This window comes from Niastella sp. (genome assembly GCF_045805085.1).
Lineage (GTDB): Bacteria > Bacteroidota > Bacteroidia > Chitinophagales > Chitinophagaceae > Niastella.
Genome location: NZ_JBJMLX010000483.1, coordinates 1 through 20,770, shown reverse-complemented (window position 1 = coordinate 20,770; position 20,770 = coordinate 1). Strand labels below are relative to the sequence as shown.

Here is a 20,770-nt window from a genome sequence, read left to right as displayed (position 1 = left end):
TTAATTGTTTTGGTTGTCAGCTGCTGTTCTTATCTCAGCGCCTGTTGTGTCACTCACTTGTGCGCCATAGCCTTGAGCGGCAGCGTACTTCAGGGCCCTGTTCGCTACTCAGCTTACTTCTTCTTAGCGCCTTGCTTTACTTTGCTTTTTTCCTGCAGCGCTTTCTTGTAATCTTTCGGGAACACTTTAATGAAGTTCTTCAACTGGTTCTCGAAATCATCCAATACAAAACGTGCTACGGCACTACCAGTATAAGCATAATGGCGGGTAATCATATCGTTCAGCGCCTGTGCATCTTCTGCATCCAGCGGATCGAGGTCAACCATTTCTTTATTGCAAAGTGTAGCAAACTGTTGTTTCACATCGTACACATAAGCAATACCGCCACTCATACCGGCAGCAAAGTTGCGGCCTGTAGCGCCCAGTATCACTATGCGGCCACCGGTCATGTATTCACAACCGTGATCGCCCACACCTTCCACCACTACTTCGGCGCCTGAGTTACGAACCCCAAAACGTTCACCGGCTTTACCTCTGATGTAGGCTTCACCAGATGTAGCGCCATAGAAGGCCACGTTACCAATGATGATGTTTTCTTCCGGTACATAGCTGGCTTGTTTGGGCGGATATACGATCAGCTTGGCGCCGCTCAATCCTTTACCAAAATAGTCGTTGGCATCACCTTCCAGCTCAAGGGTCACCCCTTTTGCGTTAAAGGCGCCAAAGCTTTGTCCGGCAGTACCTGAGAAATTAAAGTGAATGGTATCATCAGGTAATCCTTCGCCTTTATATTTTTTCGAGATCTCATTCGATAAGATAGTACCAATGGTTCTATCGGTATTCTTAACCGGGAAGGAAGCTGAAATGCGTTCCTGTTTGTCGAGCGCCGGCTGAGCAGCTTTCAACAATTTCCAGTCTAATACCTCGGCAATGCCATGGTCCTGTTCTTCCTGTTTGTATAAACCGGTATATTGACCAGTAGGTTCTTTATATAATACAGGGCTCAGATCGAGCTTGCTGGTTTTCCAGTGGGTGATGCCTTCGCGCATTTCGAGACAATCAACCTGTCCAACCATTTCATTAATTGAGCGGAAGCCCAGTTCAGCCATGATCTCACGCAGGTCCTGTACCAGGAACTGAAAGAAGTTCACTACGTGATCGGCGTTACCAGAAAAGCGTTTGCGTAATTCAGGGTCTTGTGTAGCCACCCCAACCGGACAGGTATTCAGGTGACATTTACGCATCATGATACAACCTTCCACCACGAGGGCTGCGGTTGCAACGCCCCACTCTTCTGCTCCCAGTAAGGTAGCAATGGCTATATCACGACCGGTTTTCATTTGGCCATCGGCCTGTACGGTAACGCGGCTGCGTAATTTATTTTTCACCAGTGTTTGATGGGTTTCGGCCAAACCTAACTCCCATGGCAACCCGGCATGTTTAATAGAACTGATGGGTGAAGCACCTGTACCACCATCAAAACCAGAGATCAATACTACATCGGCTTTGGCTTTGGCCACACCGGCTGCAATAGTACCTACACCTGCTTTTGATACCAGCTTCACGTTTATCCGGGCGGCGCGGTTACTGTTCTTCAGGTCAAAGATCAGCTGTGCCAGGTCCTCGATAGAATAAATATCGTGGTGTGGTGGCGGAGAGATCAAACCAACGCCTGGTGTTGAGTGACGGGTTTTACCGATCCAGTCATCTACTTTATGACCCGGTAACTGACCACCTTCACCAGGTTTTGCACCCTGTGCCATTTTGATCTGCAGCTCATCGGCTTCAGTCAGATAATAGCTGGTTACACCGAAACGGGCGCTCGCTACCTGTTTGATCGCGCTGCGCATACTGTCGCCGTTAGGCAATGGGGTGTAACGCGCTTCATCTTCACCACCCTCACCGGTATTGCTTTTTGCCCCTATGCGGTTCATGGCAATAGCCAGGGTTGTGTGCGCTTCCCACGAAATAGAACCAAAGCTCATGGCGCCGGTAGCAAAGCGTTTCAAAATGCTTTCAGCCGATTCCACTTCATCGATCGAGATGGCGGGTCTGTTCACTTTAAACTGGAACATACTGCGCAGTGTGGCGGCTTTCTCACTTTGATCGTTTACTGCCTTTGCATATTTCTTATACGTATTGTAATCGTTCATCCGGGTTGCATACTGCAACAGGTGGATGGTAGTTGGGTTAAACAGGTGGAACTCGCCTTTACGTTTCCATTGATAAACACCGCCTACAGGTAAACGGTCAACCGGAATGTCTTTGCGGCTGAATGCAAACCAATGCTTGGCCAGCGCTTCTTTTGCCAGTTCATCGAGGCCAATACCTTCAATGCGGCTAACGGCGCCAGTGAAACATTTTTCTACGAGGTCTTTATTTAAACCAAGTATTTCAAAGATCTGGGCGCCCTGGTATGATTGCAGGGTGGAGATACCCATTTTAGAGAACACTTTCAGCAAACCGTCGCAAACTGCTTTGATATAGTTATAACGCAGTTGATCCCAGCCAAGTTCTGTTTGCAGCGTGTTGTTCACTTTCATGTTGCGGATGGTTGCCAGCGCCAGGTATGGATTGATGGCGGTAGCTCCAAAGCCCAGCAGGCAGGCAAAGTGGTGTACTTCCCATACGTCACCGGCTTCAACCACAATACCTACTTTACCACGCAATCCTTTGCGGATAAGATAGTGGTGTACTGCAGCGGTTGCCAACAGGGAAGGAATTGCAGCGTGGTCAGAATCTACCGCACGGTCGCACAGGATCAACACTTCAAATCCATCGTGCACGGCATCTTCTGCATAGCGGCAAAGCCTGTCAAGACCTTTCTTTAAAGAACCTGGTTTGCCATCTGCTCTGAAATACGTTTGCAGGGTTTTAGCCTGGAAGATCCCGGTATCTATACTGCGCAGTTTTTCCAGTTCGGTGCTGGTGAGTATCGGATGTTTCAATGCCACCGTATGGCAATGTTTGGGATCTTCCAATAATAAGTTGTCGTTATTTCCAACAAAGGTTGCCAAACTCATTACCATTCTTTCGCGAATGGGATCAATGGGCGGGTTGGTTACCTGTGCGAATAATTGTTTGAAGTAAGAAGTGATGTGTTGCGGCTGATCGCTCAATACTGCCAGCGGCGTATCGGTACCCATTGAACCGATGGGTTCTTTGCCATCAACGGCCATGGGAGTAATCAGATCGTCGATATCTTCTGTTGAATAACCAAAAGATTTCTGGTATTTCAAAATAGAAGCGTCTGACAGGTGGGTGAATGCAACACGCGGTTCATCCAGTTCTTCCAACCGGATCTTGTATTGGTTCAACCAGTCGCCATAAGGCTTGCGTGAGCAGATATCATTTTTCAGCTCTTCATCGCTGATGATGCGGCCCTGCTCCATATCAACCACGAACATTTTACCGGGTTGCAGGCGGCCTTTTTCAATGATGATAGCGGGATCAACTGGTAATGCACCTGTTTCAGATGCCATGATCACACGATCATCGTTGGTAACGCAATATCTTGAAGGACGCAGACCGTTTCTGTCGAGGGTAGCGCCAATGATCTTTCCATCAGTGAAGGAAATAGATGCAGGACCATCCCAGGGTTCCATGATAGAAGCGTGGAATTCGTAGAACGCTTTCTTCACCGGATCCATTTGGTCGTTGCCATCCCATGCTTCCGGGATCAACATCATCATAACGTGGGGTAATGAACGGCCGGTCAATGCCAGCAGCTCGATCATGTTATCCAAACAGGCAGAATCACTCTGTCCTTCGGTAACGATCGGAAGCAATATTTCCATTTCTTCATTGGTGAAGAAAGGTGACGTAAAGCCATGTTCGCTGGTCTTTAACCAGTTCAGATTACCTTGCAGCGTATTGATCTCTCCGTTATGTGCAATGTAGCGAAAAGGTTGCGCCAGTTTCCAGCTGGGGAAAGTGTTGGTGGCAAAGCGTGAGTGAACCAGACCAAAGGCAGAAACCATTCTCTTATTGCTAAGATCGTTGAAATAACCACGAACCTGGTTACTGGTTAACTGTCCCTTGTATACAACGGTTTTGTAAGAAAGCGATGCGATGTAAAAACCGATCGCGTCTTTCTTAACCGTATTGTTTATAGTATGGCTGGCGTAGTTGCGCAGCACAAATAATTTGCGTTCAAAGTCAATGGGGTTGTTGATGTGGTCGGGACAGGCGATGAATACCTGTTCCATTTCAGGCTCTACACTCAATGCGGAGGGACCAATGCCATCAGGATTTACGGGCACCTTTCGGTAAACCAGAATTTCCAGGCCTAATTTCTCAGCAGCGCGATTGAAGATATCGCGACACTCTTCACGTAAACGGATCTCGCGGGGGAAAAATATTACCCCAACGCCATAGCGGCCAAAGGCTGGCAGATGAACACCCAGCTTCAGACACTCGTCGAAAAAGAACTCGTGGGGATTTTGGATCATAATACCGGCGCCATCGCCCGTATTAGGTTCACAGCCGCAGGCACCCCGATGTTCCATATTTTCCAATATGGTTAATGCATCGCTGATGTTCTGGTGACTTTTGTGCCCCTTAATGTTCGCTACGAATCCAATGCCGCAGGCATCACGCTCAAAGGAAGGATGGTATAAACCCAGGTTACTTGCCATGGAAATGCATAGTTTTTTGAAAAATATTCAATTAAAAGTCAGTTTCTCTTTAAATCGTTTAATTAGATAGCAAGCAAGCGATTGAAATTACGAAAAAAACCACTTATTGCCCGGAGTTTATGCAATTTTTTTCACAAAATAGCTGGATGTATTTAGTAAGTTTTTATGATCCCTGCAATACTATCAAACGCCTCATACATCAAACAATATTACAATTAATGACTTGCTATTGTTTACCAATCCGGTAGGCTACCGGGCAGGATGCTGCAGGATGGATTTGGAGGGTGCTAATTATCTATAGCAAGCGTTATGCAGTTTAAACAGCCTGTTGTATTTATTTTAACATTTCGGAAGCAGTGTAGGAAACTCATCAAAAAAGGCGTAGTACAAACAACTACAAAGCCTGTAGTTAAAATTAATAGCCACGCACAATATGATTGCCTTTTACCTTCATACACTTGTTAAATGGTTATTATACTTTAAGGCTAACGACCATCAGTGTGCTAAGTGTTTATTATTAATCGTTTGTTATGCACGGTTATATGTGTATAAGTTTCATCAAACACATTTGTCTGCTGTGCTGTAACGACGTAAATTTGCAGCGCCAAATCCAATATCAGCTGACGGCAATATCGACAAAAATACTCTACGAACATTCTAACCATTGTGTCACAGCCATAGCTATAGCTATTCATTTCTCTTGTGCATTCATCGCCATGTATCAATAACAAATCACTGACAGTGCTTTGCCTTAACGATTAATCAAACATAATTTTTTTCTTAGAACATCTTTTCCGATTTAATGTCGGGACAAGTATTCCATTATCCATGGAAGACCAAGATCATACTATCCAATATCAGTCCTTGTGCACTTTTTAACACTATTGTGTCTGATATCCGAGAAAAACCAGGCTCATAAATCCAATATCGATCTATGTATCGTTTTAATCCCTATTAGTATTCAATATCCGGGGAAAACCATGTGTACAGAAATCCAATATCAATTGCCCTGTACCATTTAATTAACCTATTAGTACGCCAATATCCAGGAAAAGCCAATCCGGTTCTATGAGGACAATCAATTTTTATTTGTCCAAAGTAGACTCAAATATGTGTATGTTTTGTCCCGTCCCTCAGATCATTGACGGCTATCTATGAAAAGACCAAGGTCTTTAGCAACCGATAGCAACTCTTCCGTTTAATCCATTATCCAAGCTAAAGAAGACCATCCGTCAGACTTTATGACAAAGCCCTCCGGATATCGGGGGGCTTTTTATTATCAAAAAAGCCATCCCGATGAATCGGAATGGCTAACCACTTAAACAGATAACATATGTTTTATACCAAATAACCAAACAGCGTATCGTTCTTATTCAACGCTGTATAGTTTATGTTATAACGTTGCATGTTCTGCAACAGTATATCGTAATCTTCTTTTTTCTTCAACTCTACGCCTACTAATGCAGGGCCGCTTTCTTTGTTTGTTTTTTGCATATACTCAAACCGGGTGATATCGTCATTTGGTCCCAGCACATGATTCACAAACTCTTTCAGGGCGCCTGGCCGTTGTGCAAACTTTACCAGGAAATAATGTTTCAACCCTTCATACTGCAGGCTTCTTTCTTTTATCTCCTGCATGCGATCAATATCATTGTTGCTGCCGCTTATTATGCATACAACGGTTTTGCCTTTTATCGCATCGGCATAATCATCCAACGCCGCAATTGATAATGCACCAGCCGGTTCAACTACAATGGCATCTTCATTGTACAATTTCAAAATGGTTGAACAGGCTTTCCCTTCCGGTACCAGGTGCATATCATCCAACACCTCTTTACAAATAGGGAAGGTGATGTCCCCTACTCTTTTAACAGCGGCACCATCAACAAAGCGATCTATTTCGCTCAGTGTTACAGGAGCACCGTTTTTCAATGCTTCAAACATGGAAGGAGCGCCTTCGGGCTCACAGCCAATAATTTTTGTTTTGGGTGAATACGTTTTCATGTACGATCCTACCCCGGCACTTAAGCCGCCGCCGCCAACGGGTACAAACACATAATCAATATCACTTTGTTCTTCCAGTATTTCAACCGCTACAGTTCCCTGTCCTTCAATAATGCGGTAATCATCAAACGGCGGAATGAAGGTCATGCCCTGCTGCTCTGTATATTGTTTCGCAGCTACGGCGCAATCATCAAACGTATCGCCAATGAGTTGAATTTCGATGTTCTTCTCACCAAACATGATGGTTTGGTTTACCTTTTGTCTGGGTGTTATAATGGGCATAAAAACCACCCCCTTTACATTGAGCTTTTTGCAGGAGAAAGCAAATCCCTGTGCATGGTTGCCCGCACTGGCACATACCACTCCACGCTGTAGTTCTTCGGCCGGCAAACTGCTCATCATGTTATACGCTCCCCGCAGCTTGTACGACCGTACAACCTGCAGATCTTCCCGCTTCAGGTACACGTTGCACTGGTATTTCTTCGACAGGTTGTGGTTGTACATCAGTGGGGTTTTGTTCACCACTTTTTTCAACCGCAACGCTGCTTTATGAAATTCCAATTCAGGCCTGGTTTGTGTGAATGTGCTCATACTTGATATAATTAAAAAAATTAGCCACCGTTCTTTGTTTGAAATTTTTTCCGCTGTTTTAGTTATCAGAAATTTCGGAACGGTGGCTAATTTTTTACAGTGCTATGCTCTTAAGCTACAACTTCGGCTGGTTTTTGATTTTCCGGACGAAGGCTGCGAACTGTTTTACCAGCTTGCCACATTTCGCTTTCACGCAGTTCTTTCAGCTCAGCTTCCAGTTTCTCACGGTAGTCAGCCTGGCTGTTGCTGTCGATTGAACGTTGAGATTCTTTACCGGTAGCAACGCTTTCATACAGGTCGTTGAATACAGGCAATGTTGCATCGCGGAACTTCTTCCACCAATCCAATGCACCGCGTTGAGCAGTAGTGCTACAGTTGGCATACATCCAATCCATACCATTTTCTGCAACCAGTGGCATCAGTGATTGAGTCAGCTCTTCAACAGTTTCGTTGAATGCTTCTGAAGGGGTATGACCTTTACTACGCAATACCTGGTATTGAGCAGCGAAGATGCCCTGAATAGCACCCATCAGTGTACCTCTTTCGCCGGTTAAGTCGCTGTATACTTCTTTTTTGAAATCAGTTTCAAACAGGTAACCACTACCTACTGCAATACCCAGCGCCACTACTCTTTCTTTAGCTTTACCGGTAGCATCCTGGAAAATAGCGTAGCTACTGTTCAAACCACGGCCTTGCAGGAACATCCGACGCAGTGAAGTACCAGAGCCTTTAGGAGCTACCAGGAACACGTCTACATCTTTGGGAGGAATGATGCCTGTTTGCTCGTTGAAGGTGATACCAAAACCATGTGAGAAATATAATGCTTTACCAGCAGTTAAATGTTTTTTAACGGTAGGCCACAATTGAATTTGGGCAGCATCGCTCAACAGGTAGCAAATGATAGTACCACGTTGTAATGCTTCTTCAATTTCGAACAATGTTTCGCCGGGTACAAAACCATCTTTCACCGCTTTATCCCAGGTTTTTGAATTTTTCCGCTGGCCTACGATTACATTGATACCATTGTCTTTCTGGTTCAGCGCCTGGCCTGGACCTTGTACACCGTAGCCGATCACAGCTACTACTTCATTTTTCAATACCTGTTGCGCTTTGGCAAGTGGGAACTCATCACGAGTTACTACATTTTCTTCCACCCCGCCGAAATTTAATTTTGCCATTGTTGAGAATGTTTATTGTTATTGGTTTTTTGTTTTGGTCCTTTATTTTAAAGAGATGCATAGGGTGGCCCACCCTTGGCGGGTGAGTCACCCTGATATATTACATGGTAAACACCTGGTCGCCTTTACCTAAATATTCATTTTCGATCACTTCTTCACCTGGTTCTTTTTTCTCGAATTCTTTCAGCTTGCTGTGGAAACCACTGCTGGCTTTAATAATGGCCACCCGGGCGCTGCGTACAAATTCAATCAACCCATAGGGCTCCAGTACAGCAATGAGTTTGTTGATCTCTTCGCGCTGACCGGTAGTTTCAAACACGGTATAATCTTTTCTGATCACCACTGCCCTTGCACCGTACTCACGCAATAACCGTTCTACTTTTACTTTTTCAGCAATTTCATCGGTAGGTACTTTGTACAAAGCCAGCTCCTGCCATACAATTTCATCGTTGGTATTGTAATAAGCTTTCAGCACTTCCACTTGCTTTTCTATCTGGCGCGCCAGCTTTTTCACCACTTCTTCCACTTCGTTGATGACGATGGTAAAGCGGTGGATGCCTTCTATTTCTGAAGGAGAGGTATTCAAACTCTCGATATTGATCTTACGGCGTGAGAACATAATGGCGATGCGGTTCAGCAAGCCGATCTGGTTCTCAGTATATACCGTTACGGTGAATTCCTGTTTCATAATATAACCCAAAGGGTTTTTGATGAATTACAATTTGTACTTTAGTTCTCTTTTATGGCTACTACGCGCAACCTTTTATAATCTGCATACCACTTCTGGTTCCTGTACTGGGTTTGCCGCAATGTTTCCTGTGTTTTTTCCAGGATCTTCTCTTTCGCTTCTTCTGCTACACCTTCCAGTAATGTACCACAAAACATATGCACCCAATCCTTGATACCATCCTGTGCATCTTTCAACTCCGTTTCGCGATTATAATGCGCCGCGTAGGTAACCCTGAATCCCTGTTTTTCCAACAGACCGGTGTACTCGCTTAAGGAAGGATAGTACCAGATCTCGTGGTCGCGGTAAGCGTTCTGTGGGTATCCGTATTCTATCAGCGCATTGTTCAGGGCACGCATGATCAGTTGCACGTTCCCTTTTCCACCCATCTCCAGCACCAGCCGGCCGCCGGGCCGCAGGTTCTTGTACATGCATTGAATGGCCTGCTCCTTTTCGGTTACCCAGTGCAGTACTGCATTGGAAAACAGGGCATCGAATGACTCATTGAAGTCGAAATCAGTTACTGAGGCCAGTCTGAAGGGCAGATGCGGATATTCATTTCTCGCTTTGGCGATCATGTCTATTGAACTATCCATACCTGTAACCATAGCGCCTGAAGCGGCGATCAGGCTGGTTAAATAACCGGTACCACATCCTATATCCAGAATACGTTCGCCTTCCTGTGGGGTTAGCAGCTGTTGTACCAGGTACTCACCATACTTGAAAACAAAATCATGTTTGTTGTCGTACAGCGAGGTATTCCAGGTATTTTTTTCTGTTATAGCCATTCGTTACCTTTTTAATTATTTTAAACGGATTTCTGCTACGCTGCAACCTTGTGGCACCATCGGGAACACGTTGTTCTCCTTTCCTACCATTACTTCCAACAGGTAAGCGCCTTTTGTATTCAGCATCTCTGACAATGCTTTTTTCAGGTTTTCCCTTTTTGAAATGCTTTGTCCGGGAATTTTGTATGCACTGGCCAACGTTACAAAATCAGGACTGGCAATATCTACGAATGAATAGCGCTTGTCGTTGAAGAGTTCCTGCCACTGACGCACCATTCCCAGGAACCGGTTGTTCAGGATCAGGATCTTTACATCGATCTCTGTTTGCATGATGGTTCCCAGTTCCTGAAGGGTCATTTGGAAACCACCATCGCCAATGATAGCAACGGTAGTTCTATTGGGAGCACCTACTTTTGCACCTATAGCTGCAGGTAAGCCAAAGCCCATGGTTCCCAAACCACCGGAGGTGATATTACTTTTTGATTTGATGAACTTTGCATACCGGCAGGCTACCATCTGGTGCTGGCCAACATCGGTTACAATGATCGCATCGCCACCAGTCAATTCATTCAGAGTTTTTATTACTTCACCCATGGTCATTTCATCGGTGGTGGGGTTCAGTTCTGGCGTAATACAGGCGTCTTCTTCCTCTTTCATCATATCCTTGAACTTCTGCAACCATTGCGGATATACTTTTTGTTCTATCAGCGCGGTCAACATGGGCAGGGTTTCTTTACAGTCGCCCCAAACCGGAACGGTTGTTTTCACGTTCTTGTCAACCTCAGCCGGATCGATATCCAGGTGAATTACTTTTGCCTGTTTGGCATATTTATCTAAACGGCCGGTAACGCGGTCATCGAAACGCATCCCGATCGCGATCAATACATCGCATTCATTGGTGAGTACGTTAGGGCCATAGTTACCGTGCATGCCCAGCATACCTACGTTCAGCGGATGGTCGGAAGGGATGGCGCTCAATCCCATCACAGTCCAGGCTGTAGGGATACCCGCTTTCTCAATGAATTTCAAAAACTCCTGTTCAGCTTTACCGAGTATTACCCCCTGACCAAAGATCACAAAAGGTTTCTCTGCTTCGTTGATCAGTTTAGCGGCCGCTGCTATGTACTCTTTGCGTACAATGGGTGCAGGGCGATAGCTGCGCACATGGTCACATTTGGTATAGCCTTCGTAATCGAATTTTTGTATCTGTGCGTTCTTGGTTATATCAATCAACACCGGACCGGGACGACCGCTGCGGGCAATGTAGAAAGCTTTTGCCAGCACGGCAGGAATTTCGGTAGCATCTGTTACCTGGTAATTCCATTTGGTTACCGGTGTGGTTATATTGATCACATCCGTTTCCTGAAAGGCATCTGTACCCAGCAAATGGGCAAATACCTGTCCGGTCACACACACCATCGGTGTGCTGTCGATCATCGCATCAGCCAACCCTGTTACCAGGTTGGTGGCGCCAGGACCGCTGGTGGCGAATACGACACCTACCTCACCTGAGGAGCGCGCATAGCCCTGTGCGGCATGTGTTGCACCCTGCTCATGACGCACAAGTATATGATGTAGTTTTTCCTGGTAATCGTACAGCGCATCATAGATAGGCATGATAGCGCCTCCCGGATATCCAAAGATGGTACTGACACCCTCTGCCAGGAATGCTTCCAACACTGCGACCGAGCCGCTGATATTTGTTACAGCTGGTTTCTTTTCCGTCTTTCCTTTGGCAGGTGTCTTTTCGATTGTACTCATAAACTTTTTTTTGTGATTCAATTGTCGTTTAGTTCCATTTCATTTTTTGTGTGATGGAAGCATCGTTATTCCGATTCATCAGTTACACATCCCTCGGAAGCATCTTTTACCTGCTTCGCATATTTATAGAGAAGTCCTTTTTTCACTTTCAATGGAGGCTGTTTCCATGCCGCTTTGCGTTTTGCCCATTCGTCGGGACTAACCTTTGCATTGATGGTATTCTTAACTGCATCCAGCTCGATGATGTCACCATCTTTCACGTAGGCAAGACCACCGCCATCAAACGCTTCTGGTGTAATGTGCCCAACCACGAAACCGTGCGTACCACCGCTGAAACGGCCATCAGTGATAAGGGCTACGCTTTTACCTAAACCAGCGCCAATCAGGGCAGAGGTTGGTTTCAGCATTTCAGGCATTCCAGGTCCGCCTTTGGGTCCTACATAACGGATCACCACAACGTCACCCGGCTGTACTTTTTTACTTTGAATACCGGCAATCAGTTCAAACTCGCCATCGAAAACGCGGGCGGGTCCTTCAAAGCGTTCGCCTTCTTTACCGGTAATCTTGGCAACACTACCATTTGCAGCCAGATTACCATACAGAATTTGTAAGTGACCGGTAGCTTTTATGGGTGTTTCGAGAGGGAGAATTATTTTTTGTTTGTTGAAGTCGAGGTCAGGAACGCCGGCCAGGTTCTCAGCCAGTGTTTTACCGGTTACGGTTAAGCAATCGCCATGCAGCAATCCTTTTTGTAACAGGTATTTCATTACTGAAGGCAAACCACCATGCTCGTGCAGGTCCTGCATCAAATATTTTCCGCTGGGTTTAAAGTCGGCCAGCATGGGGATCTTATTGCTGATAGTTTGAAAATCGTCTTGTGTGAGGGGAACGTCTACGCTCTTGGCGATGGCGATCAGGTGCAGTACGGCGTTGGTACTTCCACCGAGGATCATAATGGTGGTGATGGCGTTTTCGAAGGCTTTGCGGGTCATGATATCGCGGGGCTTGATATCTTTTTCCATCAACAGGCGGATGGCCTTACCCGCATCATAACACTCTTTTCTTTTTTCTTCGCTGAGCGCCGGGTTCGATGATGAATAAGGCAGGCTCATACCCAACGCTTCAATGGCCGATGCCATGGTATTGGCCGTGTACATCCCGCCACAGGCGCCGGCGCCGGGACAGGAGTTCATTACAATGCCTTTAAAATCTGCATCGCTCAAATTGCCCGCTATCTTTTGTCCTAACGCTTCGAATGAAGAAACGATATTCAGGTCCTGTCCTTTATAGTGACCGGGTGCAATGGTTCCACCATATACCATGATGGAGGGGCGGTTCAAGCGGCCCATGGCCATTAATGAACCCGGCATATTTTTATCGCAACCAGGAATGGTAATTAAGGAATCATAATATTGTGCGCCACAAACCGCTTCAATGGAGTCGGCGATAACATCGCGGCTAACCAGTGAATAGCGCATGCCATCGGTTCCGTTCGACATACCATCACTCACGCCAATGGTATTAAAGATCAATCCTACGAGGTCGTTCGCCCAAACACCTTCTTTTACAATTTTAGCCAGGTCGTTCAGGTGCATGTTACAGGTGTTGCCATCGTAACCCATGCTCGCAATACCTACCTGCGCTTTTTTCAGATCTTCGTCAGTTAAGCCAATGCCGTATAACATGGCCTGGGCGGCAGGCTGGGTTTCATCCTGCGTAAGTGTCTTTGAATATTTGTTTAATTCTGCCATAGTACCTGTCTAAAAACTATTAAAATTGGATTTACTTTTTAATTTCTGATTCTTCATTTCTCACTTACCAATGCCGCTTCCGTTACCCGTTCTTTATATGCCAGTTGAATTTTTCTCCCCAGCGTATCGTTCCAGTTGGTGGGGAACACCACATCGTCGAACGATTGCCAGCCGATCACTTCTGCCGCAGTACCGCAAAAGAATGCGGCATCCGCCTGTTTTAATTCATCGGTGGTGAACAAACGCTCTTCAACGGGAATATTCATTTCTGCACATAATTCTATTATAGTGGCCCTGGTTATACCGGGTAAAATATTACCGGTGGGTGGCGTAACCAGTTTGCCGTTCTTTTCAAAAAATACATTGGCGCCCGGACCTTCTGCTACAAAATCATTCATATCAGTCAGCAGGGCTTCATCGAAACCTTTTGCCTTTGCTTCCTGGCTGGCGAGGATCGAATTCACATAATGGCCGCTGGCTTTTGCTTCAATGCGAAAACCTTTGGGGTTGGGGCGTTGAAAAGAAGAGGTCATTACGCGGATTAATTTCTCCCCCAGGAACAAACCCATTTCCCATGCAGCGATCATTAAATATGATTCGTTATTGAGGTTGAAGCTCATATTGGCCGGCGCGTACACTACTGGCCGGATGTAAGCATTCTGCAGGTTGTTCTTTTCCAGCAGGGCATAGGTGGCTTCTATCAGTTCATTGGTATCCCAGTTGTACGGCATGTTCAATGCAACAGCTGAGTTTTTCAGGCGATCGTAGTGCTCTGTTGCCTTAAAGATCTTCGTTTCGCCGCTGGCTGTCTGGTACGATCTGATGCCTTCAAATACGGCATACCCATAATGAAGCGACTGGCTGTAATAGTCAGTAGTTGCCTCTGCCGCTTTTACAAAAGCGCCATTGAGAAAAATGATCGTGTTATCGTGATAGTATGCCATGTTTGTTTATTTAGAATAAGGGTTATTGATTAAGAACGCCCTCGATCCTTCGACTTCGCTCAGGCCTAAAACAAAAAAACCCGCCTCGTTGGAGGCGGGTCTTTATGCTGATTTTAGTATACGTTAAGCACCACCTCCATGCGTTGCAGGAATAATCACCACCACCACAATAATTATTATTGCAGTAACCACAGAGATGATGTTATTAAAGCTGCTTTTTTGCATAGAGGAATTCGTGTGCAACAAATATACACCCGCCGTTTTGAAATATAAAGAGCTTTTTTTCTAATTTTTTGTTTTTCGGCCCCGAATTGCCTTCGCATCATCAACACACTAGCTATCAATTAACTAAATAATTGTTGATTTACGCAATTCTATATTAGCCTTATTCACCCCACCTGGTATACGATTCGCTACGAAATCACTCACCAGTTCACCAATGGTAGACGTGAAATAAAAATTAATCGGATCAATATCTTTTGTTACAAAACCATTCACCAGCGTCCATTCTACACCAAGTCGTACGGCCTCTGCTTCTTTCGCCAGTCCGAAATGATCGAGCAACATGGCTGCTGATAGAATACATCCCAGCGGGTTGGCGATGTCTTTACCTGCTGCCTGCGGATAAGAACCATGGATAGGTTCAAACAGCGCTACTCCGGTCCCAACCGATGCCGACGGCAACAAACCCAGCGAACCACTGATAACACTGGCTTCATCGCTGATAATATCGCCGAACATGTTCTCTGTAAGAATTACATCAAACTGTTTCGGGTTCAGAATGATCTGCATGGCCGCGTTATCAACAAACAGAAAATCAACTTTCACCTCAGCATATTGAGCAGCTATTTCCTGCACCACTTTACGCCACAGGCGTGATGTTTCCAGTACATTGGCTTTATCAACCAACGTTAGTTTCTTGCGACGCTGTTGGGCATATTGAAATGCCAGGTGCGTAATGCGTTCAATTTCTGCACGCGTATATACGCAATCGTCGGCAGCACGGTTTCCATCTTCACTTAATTCCTTCTTCCCAAAATAAATACCGCCGGTCAGTTCTCTGAAGATTATAAAATCAACTCCTTCTAATTGCTGTACTTTTAAAGGAGATAAGTGTTGCAGTGAGGGGTACGTGATTACAGGTCGAATGTTGGCAAACAATTGTAAGCTTTTCCGCAGTTTCAGCAGGCCCTGCTCGGGGCGTACTTTGGCGGAAGGATCGTTATCATATTTTGGATGGCCGATAGCGCCAAATAATATTCCGTCGCTGTTAAGGCAGGCTTCAATCGTTTCGTCAGGCAGCGGGTTGCCGGTTTTATCTATGGCATCGGCACCCATTAAGCAATACCTGTAGTTGAACTCATGACCAAATTGGTCGGCAATGGCATTCAATACTTTTACCGCCTGCCGGGTTACTTCAGGCCCAATGCCATCACCTTCTATAACAACAATATTCTTTTCCATACAACGTAGTTTCAAAACACGGTTATTAAATCCCGCATTCCTTCACACACCTATAGCCTAACCAGTGCCAACCGTTTGTGATGGAAATGCATAACCATAGAGGTTATTTTTTCAATCAATGGTTGCACCATCAGGCGCGATACAAAAACTTTTATTGGTAATTGTTGATAATCCGTAAGAATACCCCCTGATCCGTCAGATGGCGGAGCGTATTGAACTTTACCGCTTATACCGGTATTACTTAACTCTTTCATTTCTTTTCTCTTTTTATTTTCCCCTTTGGGGGTAGGGAAAAAAGCGTGGTGCAGACGCACCACGCGTAACAAAAACTACATGATTATGAGAAAATACTGCTCACTACACTGTGGCGGCCTGGTATTGATTTCCCAATACCTTCAGATCCTCATCTTCCACCTCTTTCTTTCTATCTGCCACTTTCAAAAACTGTTCGTACAACACATCAATATCATTGCGGTTGAACATAAATCCCAGTTTATGAAAACGATGAGCTAATGCGCTTCGGCCGCTGCGCGCTGTTAATACGATCTTACTTCCATCAGCCCCAACCTGTTCGGGGTTAATGATCTCGTAGGTTTGTGCATCTTTCAAAAATCCATCCTGGTGAATGCCTGATGAATGTGAAAATGCATTGGCGCCTACAATAGCTTTATTCGGTTGAACAGGCATCCGCATGGTATCGGAAACCAGCCTGCTCAATGGGTTCAGTTGTTGTGTTTTGATGTCGGTATAAAAACCGAGGCTTTGGTGTTGCTGGATAACCATTACCACTTCTTCCAATGAGGTGTTACCAGCTCTTTCACCCAAACCGTTTATCGTACACTCGATCTGGCGGGCTCCGTTCATTGCACCGGCAATTGAGTTAGCGGTAGCCAGTCCCAGGTCGTTATGACAATGACAGCTGATCACTGCTTTGTCGATATTAGGCACATTGTTGATCAGGTAAGCGATCTTCTCGCCATATTGATGCGGCAGGCAGTAACCTGTCGTATCAGGTATATTTATCGTGGTGGCGCCGGCAGCGATCACTGCTTCTACCACGCGGGCCAGGTACTCATTATCGGTACGGCCTGCATCTTCTGCATAAAATTCAACATCATCTGTAAAGTTCCGCGCCCATTTCACGCACTGGATAGCCCGTTGCAGAATGTCTTCGCGGGTTGAGTTGAATTTCGATCTGATATGGAAATCGGAAGTTCCGATCCCCGTATGGATCCGGGACCTTTTAGCTGTTTTCAGGGCTTCTGCCGCTACTTCGATATCTTTCTGCACGGCCCGGCTTAAACCGCATATGACTGCGTTCTTGATAACTGATCCAATCTCACTCACACTTTTGAAATCGCCAGGTGAGGAAATAGGGAATCCAGCTTCAATAATATCTACACCCAGATCTTCAAGGGCCAAAGCAATCTCTATCTTCTCTTTCGTATTTAATTTACAGCCTGGCACTTGTTCGCCGTCGCGCAATGTTGTGTCGAAAATATAGACTTTGTTCTTTGGCATAGGTGACTCTATAAAGTAGGATTTTATTTTAAAAAAAAGCAGGCTGTTCGATTTTGTGTTGCTTGCTATTAAAGAGAATAACAACCTGCTGAACCGAAATTATTCCTGTTTAACTAACTTGTAAAACCTAATTTGTACTTAATTTACATTATTTAAATAGCGAGAACCCGTCCAAAACCATTGAGGGTCAAGGACTTTAATGATTATTGATTACGATGCCCAACCGTTCTACAGACGCCTTGTTCCAGCTGGTGAAATCCCTGGAGAAATCAGAAAAACGCAATTTCAAGCTGTATGTACAAAGAAATTCATCCAGTGAGAACCTGAAAATTGTGCAGCTTTTTGATGCCCTGGATAAAATGGATACATACGACGAGAATTTACTGCTGAGTAAGTATAAAGACTTGAAAAAGCAGCAGTTATCGAATATAAAGGCCCATTTATACAAACAGATCCTCAGCAGCTTACGACTCATAAAAAATGAGAACAACATTGATATTCAGCTGCATGAGATGATGGACCATGCCCGCATCCTGTACAACAAGGGGTTGTACCTCCAAAGTCTCAAGATGCTCGACCGCATGAAGGAAATGGCCCGCACCAATAACCAGATCACCTATTTATTGCAGGTGCTGTTTTTTGAGAAAAAGATCGAGGCCCTGCACATTACGCGCAGTATGACCGACCGCGCCGAGCAGTTGACAAGTGATGTGGATGAAACCAACCGCCGCCTGTTGATGGTGAGCAAACTGAGCAATTTATCGCTGCTGCTCTATAGCTGGTATATAAAGAATGGCCATGCCCGCGACGAAAACGATGAAAAGGAGATCCAGCAGTTCTTCGGCCAGCATTTTCCCCAGGGCGCCGATGAAGCCAAAGGCTTTTACGAACGCCTGTACCTGTACCAAAGCTTTTGCTGGTACGCTTTCATCCGCCAGGACTTTCTGCAGTACTACCGCCACACCCAAAAATGGGTAGAATTGTTTGAAAAAGAACCATTTATGATTGAAGTGGAAACAGCCCACTACATTAAAGGGATGCACAACCTGATGGGCGCCCACTTCGATCTGCACAACCATACCAAGCTGAAAGAGTCCCTGGAAAAATTCGAGGCCTTTGCCAACAGCGACCTGGTGGTCAATAACCACAATAACCGCATTCAGGTTTTTGTGTACCTCCATGTGAGCAAGATCAACATGCACTTTATGGAGGGCACGTTTTCCGAGGGGTTGAAACTGGTACCGTATATTGAAGAGAACCTGAAGGAATACGAGATCTATCTCGATCGCCACCGTATTCTTGTTTTCTATTACAAATTCGCTTCCCTGTATTTTGGCAGTGGACATTATGAAGAGGCCATCGATTACCTCAACAAGATCATTAACTGGAAGGTTGACCTGCGTACCGACCTGCAATGCTACAGCCGCCTGTTGCATTTAATAGCCCATTACGAGCTGGGTAATTTTCAGTTGCTGGAATACCTGTTCAAGTCTGTATATCGCTTTATGGCCAAGATGGGCAACCTCAGCGTGGTGGAAGAAGAGATCTTTCGTTTTTTGCGCCGGACGTTCCATTTGTCGCCCCGCCAGTTGAAGCCGGAATTTGCCAAACTGCTTGAACAATTAAAGCAATTACAGGCCAACCGCTTCGAAACCCGGGCCTTTGCTTACCTGGATATCATCAGCTGGCTCGAAAGCAAAATGGAGAATATACCGGCTACGGAGATTGTTATCAGAAGAAAGTTTTTGGCTAAGATGAAGCGGAAAGCGGATAGTTCAACTTCTTAGTTTTATGTTTTAAGTTTAAAGTTATTGTCGCCGGCATCTGAATGTCTATTCAACTGTCGTTGCGTCGCACTCTTGTACGTCCTGTTTGCAATTTGGCTTATTTAACAACCTGCACAGCAAGACTATCCACCATTTCTTTATGCAATACCGCCCGTGGTGTAGAATCGTTTATTAGTTGAGGAAAGATGTTCACATTTAATATTTAGTTAACTCAGGCTTTATGTCATCTATATACGCTAATATGCCTCCCTTCAGGTTGTATAAATTAGTGAACCCAAACTTATCTTCCAGTTCCCGGATGGCTTTGGCGCTGCGGCCACCCATTTTGCAATGGACTATTACGGGAATGTCCTTGCTGAATTTATCGGCCTGTTCGGCAACCGTAGCCAATGGGATCAGTTCGGCGCCGATGTTTACAATGTCGTACTCATAGGGCTCGCGTACATCTATAAGTTGAAACGGTTCGCCTTTTACCTGCAGCTCATATAATTCGGCAGCCGTAATTTCTTTTACCGGTTTCTCTACTGCTTTTACGCCACAGAACTGTTCGTAATCGATCAGTTGGGTTATGGTGGGATTTTTTCCATTCAATGGATTATCATCCCGGCGGGAAATAGTAAACGTGCGGCTTTCGAAGTTCAGGGCATCAAAAATATAAAAGCGTCCTGCGAGTGGCTCCCCTACTCCGGTGATAACCTTAATCACTTCCAGCGCCTGTAAGCTGCCAATGATGCCGGGCAATACGCCTAAAACGCCACCTTCGGCACAACTGGGCACTAATCCCGGTGGCGGCGGCGTTGGATACAGATCGCGGTAATTCGGTCCCCGCTCGCCGTTGGCATGGCGATAATTAAATACAGACACTTGTCCTTCAAACTGAAAGATGGAAGCATAGATATAGGGCTTACCCAATAATACGCAGGCATCATTCACCAGATAACGCGTGGGAAAATTATCGGTGCCATCTGCCACCACGTCGTAGTCTTTTATAATGTCCAGCGCATTCTGCGAAGTGAGCTGGGTATTGTACAATACGAATTCAAGATGCGGGTTCAGGGCCTGCAGTCTTGCTTTGGCGGCGTCCACTTTTGGTTTGCCTATTTCATTTACCCCGAACAATACCTGGCGTTGCAGGTTGCTGTCATCTACCACGTCAAAATCAACAATACCGATGGTGCCAATACCGGCAGCAGCCAGGTACAACAACACCGGACTTCCCAATCCGCCGGAACCCACTACCAGCACTTTGGCGGCTTTTAATTTCTGTTGTGCGGCTAATCCGAACCCAGGAATTATTATATGCCTATTGTATCTTTCAAGTTCTGCTTTGGTAAATGTTATTTCGCCCATGTTTCAATTCTTGTTTTTGGGTTCTTAGTTTAAGTTATCCCCCAACTGTAAATCACGAATGTCGTCATTTCCTGCAAAACCTGCCTTTACCAGGCTATTAAATGATTATTCTCTTCTTCAAACTGCAGCTCATCGTTTAACCGCCACGACCTGATAGGCCCCGGTTTTTTTTCATTCACTGAAATAATCAGATATGAAAAGAATGGTTGTGCGGCTGCCCGGTCGTGTTCAGATGGTATTGCAGGATGATTGGGATGCGAATGATAG

At 45.4% G+C, this 20,770-nt stretch carries 14 protein-coding genes; 1 reads left to right on the top strand and 13 read right to left on the bottom strand.

What is annotated here, in order from left to right; genetic code table 11:
* Positions 1–113: 113 nt before the first annotated feature.
* The 11 genes from gltB to ACJ751_RS25440 all read right to left on the bottom strand — a co-directional run bounded on the left by gltB (position 114) and on the right by ACJ751_RS25440 (position 17,366).
* On the bottom strand, positions 114–4,637 hold the full coding sequence (gltB, locus tag ACJ751_RS25490) for a glutamate synthase large subunit (RefSeq protein ID WP_407748355.1): 4,524 nt from the start codon (positions 4,635–4,637) through the stop codon (positions 114–116).
* A gap of 1,338 nt (positions 4,638–5,975) precedes the next feature.
* Positions 5,976–7,232, bottom strand: coding sequence for a threonine ammonia-lyase (gene ilvA, locus ACJ751_RS25485; RefSeq protein WP_407748354.1), 1,257 nt, complete (start codon positions 7,230–7,232; stop codon positions 5,976–5,978).
* Positions 7,233–7,342: 110 nt separating this feature from the next.
* Complete coding sequence (gene ilvC / locus ACJ751_RS25480) at positions 7,343–8,410, bottom strand: ketol-acid reductoisomerase (protein ID WP_407748353.1); 1,068 nt, start codon at positions 8,408–8,410, stop codon at positions 7,343–7,345.
* Positions 8,411–8,510: 100 nt separating this feature from the next.
* The gene (gene ilvN, locus ACJ751_RS25475) at positions 8,511–9,098 is read right to left on the bottom strand and encodes an acetolactate synthase small subunit (RefSeq protein ID WP_177193719.1); all 588 of its coding nucleotides are present in this window, start codon (positions 9,096–9,098) and stop codon (positions 8,511–8,513) included.
* A gap of 41 nt (positions 9,099–9,139) precedes the next feature.
* Entirely contained in the window at positions 9,140–9,925 is a 786-nt protein-coding gene (locus tag ACJ751_RS25470; RefSeq protein WP_407748352.1) for a class I SAM-dependent methyltransferase, read from the bottom strand.
* A gap of 15 nt (positions 9,926–9,940) precedes the next feature.
* Entirely contained in the window at positions 9,941–11,686 is a 1,746-nt protein-coding gene (gene ilvB / locus ACJ751_RS25465) for a biosynthetic-type acetolactate synthase large subunit (RefSeq protein ID WP_407748351.1), read from the bottom strand.
* Between the two features lie 65 nt (positions 11,687–11,751).
* Entirely contained in the window at positions 11,752–13,437 is a 1,686-nt protein-coding gene (gene ilvD / locus ACJ751_RS25460; RefSeq protein WP_407748350.1) for a dihydroxy-acid dehydratase, read from the bottom strand.
* A gap of 53 nt (positions 13,438–13,490) precedes the next feature.
* Positions 13,491–14,381 (bottom strand): branched-chain amino acid transaminase, encoded by an 891-nt coding sequence (locus ACJ751_RS25455; protein ID WP_407748349.1) that lies wholly within the window; start codon positions 14,379–14,381, stop codon positions 13,491–13,493.
* 348 nt (positions 14,382–14,729) lie between these two features.
* The gene (gene leuB, locus ACJ751_RS25450; protein ID WP_407748348.1) at positions 14,730–15,845 is read right to left on the bottom strand and encodes a 3-isopropylmalate dehydrogenase; all 1,116 of its coding nucleotides are present in this window, start codon (positions 15,843–15,845) and stop codon (positions 14,730–14,732) included.
* A 50-nt stretch (positions 15,846–15,895) separates the two neighbouring features.
* On the bottom strand, positions 15,896–16,171 hold the full coding sequence (locus ACJ751_RS25445) for a hypothetical protein (RefSeq protein ID WP_407748347.1): 276 nt from the start codon (positions 16,169–16,171) through the stop codon (positions 15,896–15,898).
* A gap of 31 nt (positions 16,172–16,202) precedes the next feature.
* Positions 16,203–17,366 carry a 2-isopropylmalate synthase gene (locus ACJ751_RS25440; protein ID WP_407748346.1) on the bottom strand — a complete coding sequence of 388 codons (1,164 nt, stop codon included), beginning with the start codon at positions 17,364–17,366 and terminating at the stop codon, positions 16,203–16,205.
* A 215-nt stretch (positions 17,367–17,581) separates the two neighbouring features.
* On the opposite strand from ACJ751_RS25440, the gene ACJ751_RS25435 reads away from it, so the two are divergent.
* Complete coding sequence (locus tag ACJ751_RS25435) at positions 17,582–19,153, top strand: hypothetical protein (RefSeq protein WP_407748345.1); 1,572 nt, start codon at positions 17,582–17,584, stop codon at positions 19,151–19,153.
* A 195-nt stretch (positions 19,154–19,348) separates the two neighbouring features.
* Here the strand turns inward: ACJ751_RS25435 and moeB are convergent, their stop codons facing one another.
* Together moeB and ACJ751_RS25425 are read right to left on the bottom strand one after the other, a co-directional pair.
* On the bottom strand, positions 19,349–20,503 hold the full coding sequence (gene moeB, locus ACJ751_RS25430; RefSeq protein WP_407748344.1) for a molybdopterin-synthase adenylyltransferase MoeB: 1,155 nt from the start codon (positions 20,501–20,503) through the stop codon (positions 19,349–19,351).
* A gap of 86 nt (positions 20,504–20,589) precedes the next feature.
* Positions 20,590–20,770, bottom strand: a 181-nt coding sequence (locus tag ACJ751_RS25425) for a Mov34/MPN/PAD-1 family protein (RefSeq protein ID WP_407748343.1), incomplete at its 5' end; no start/stop codon positions are given.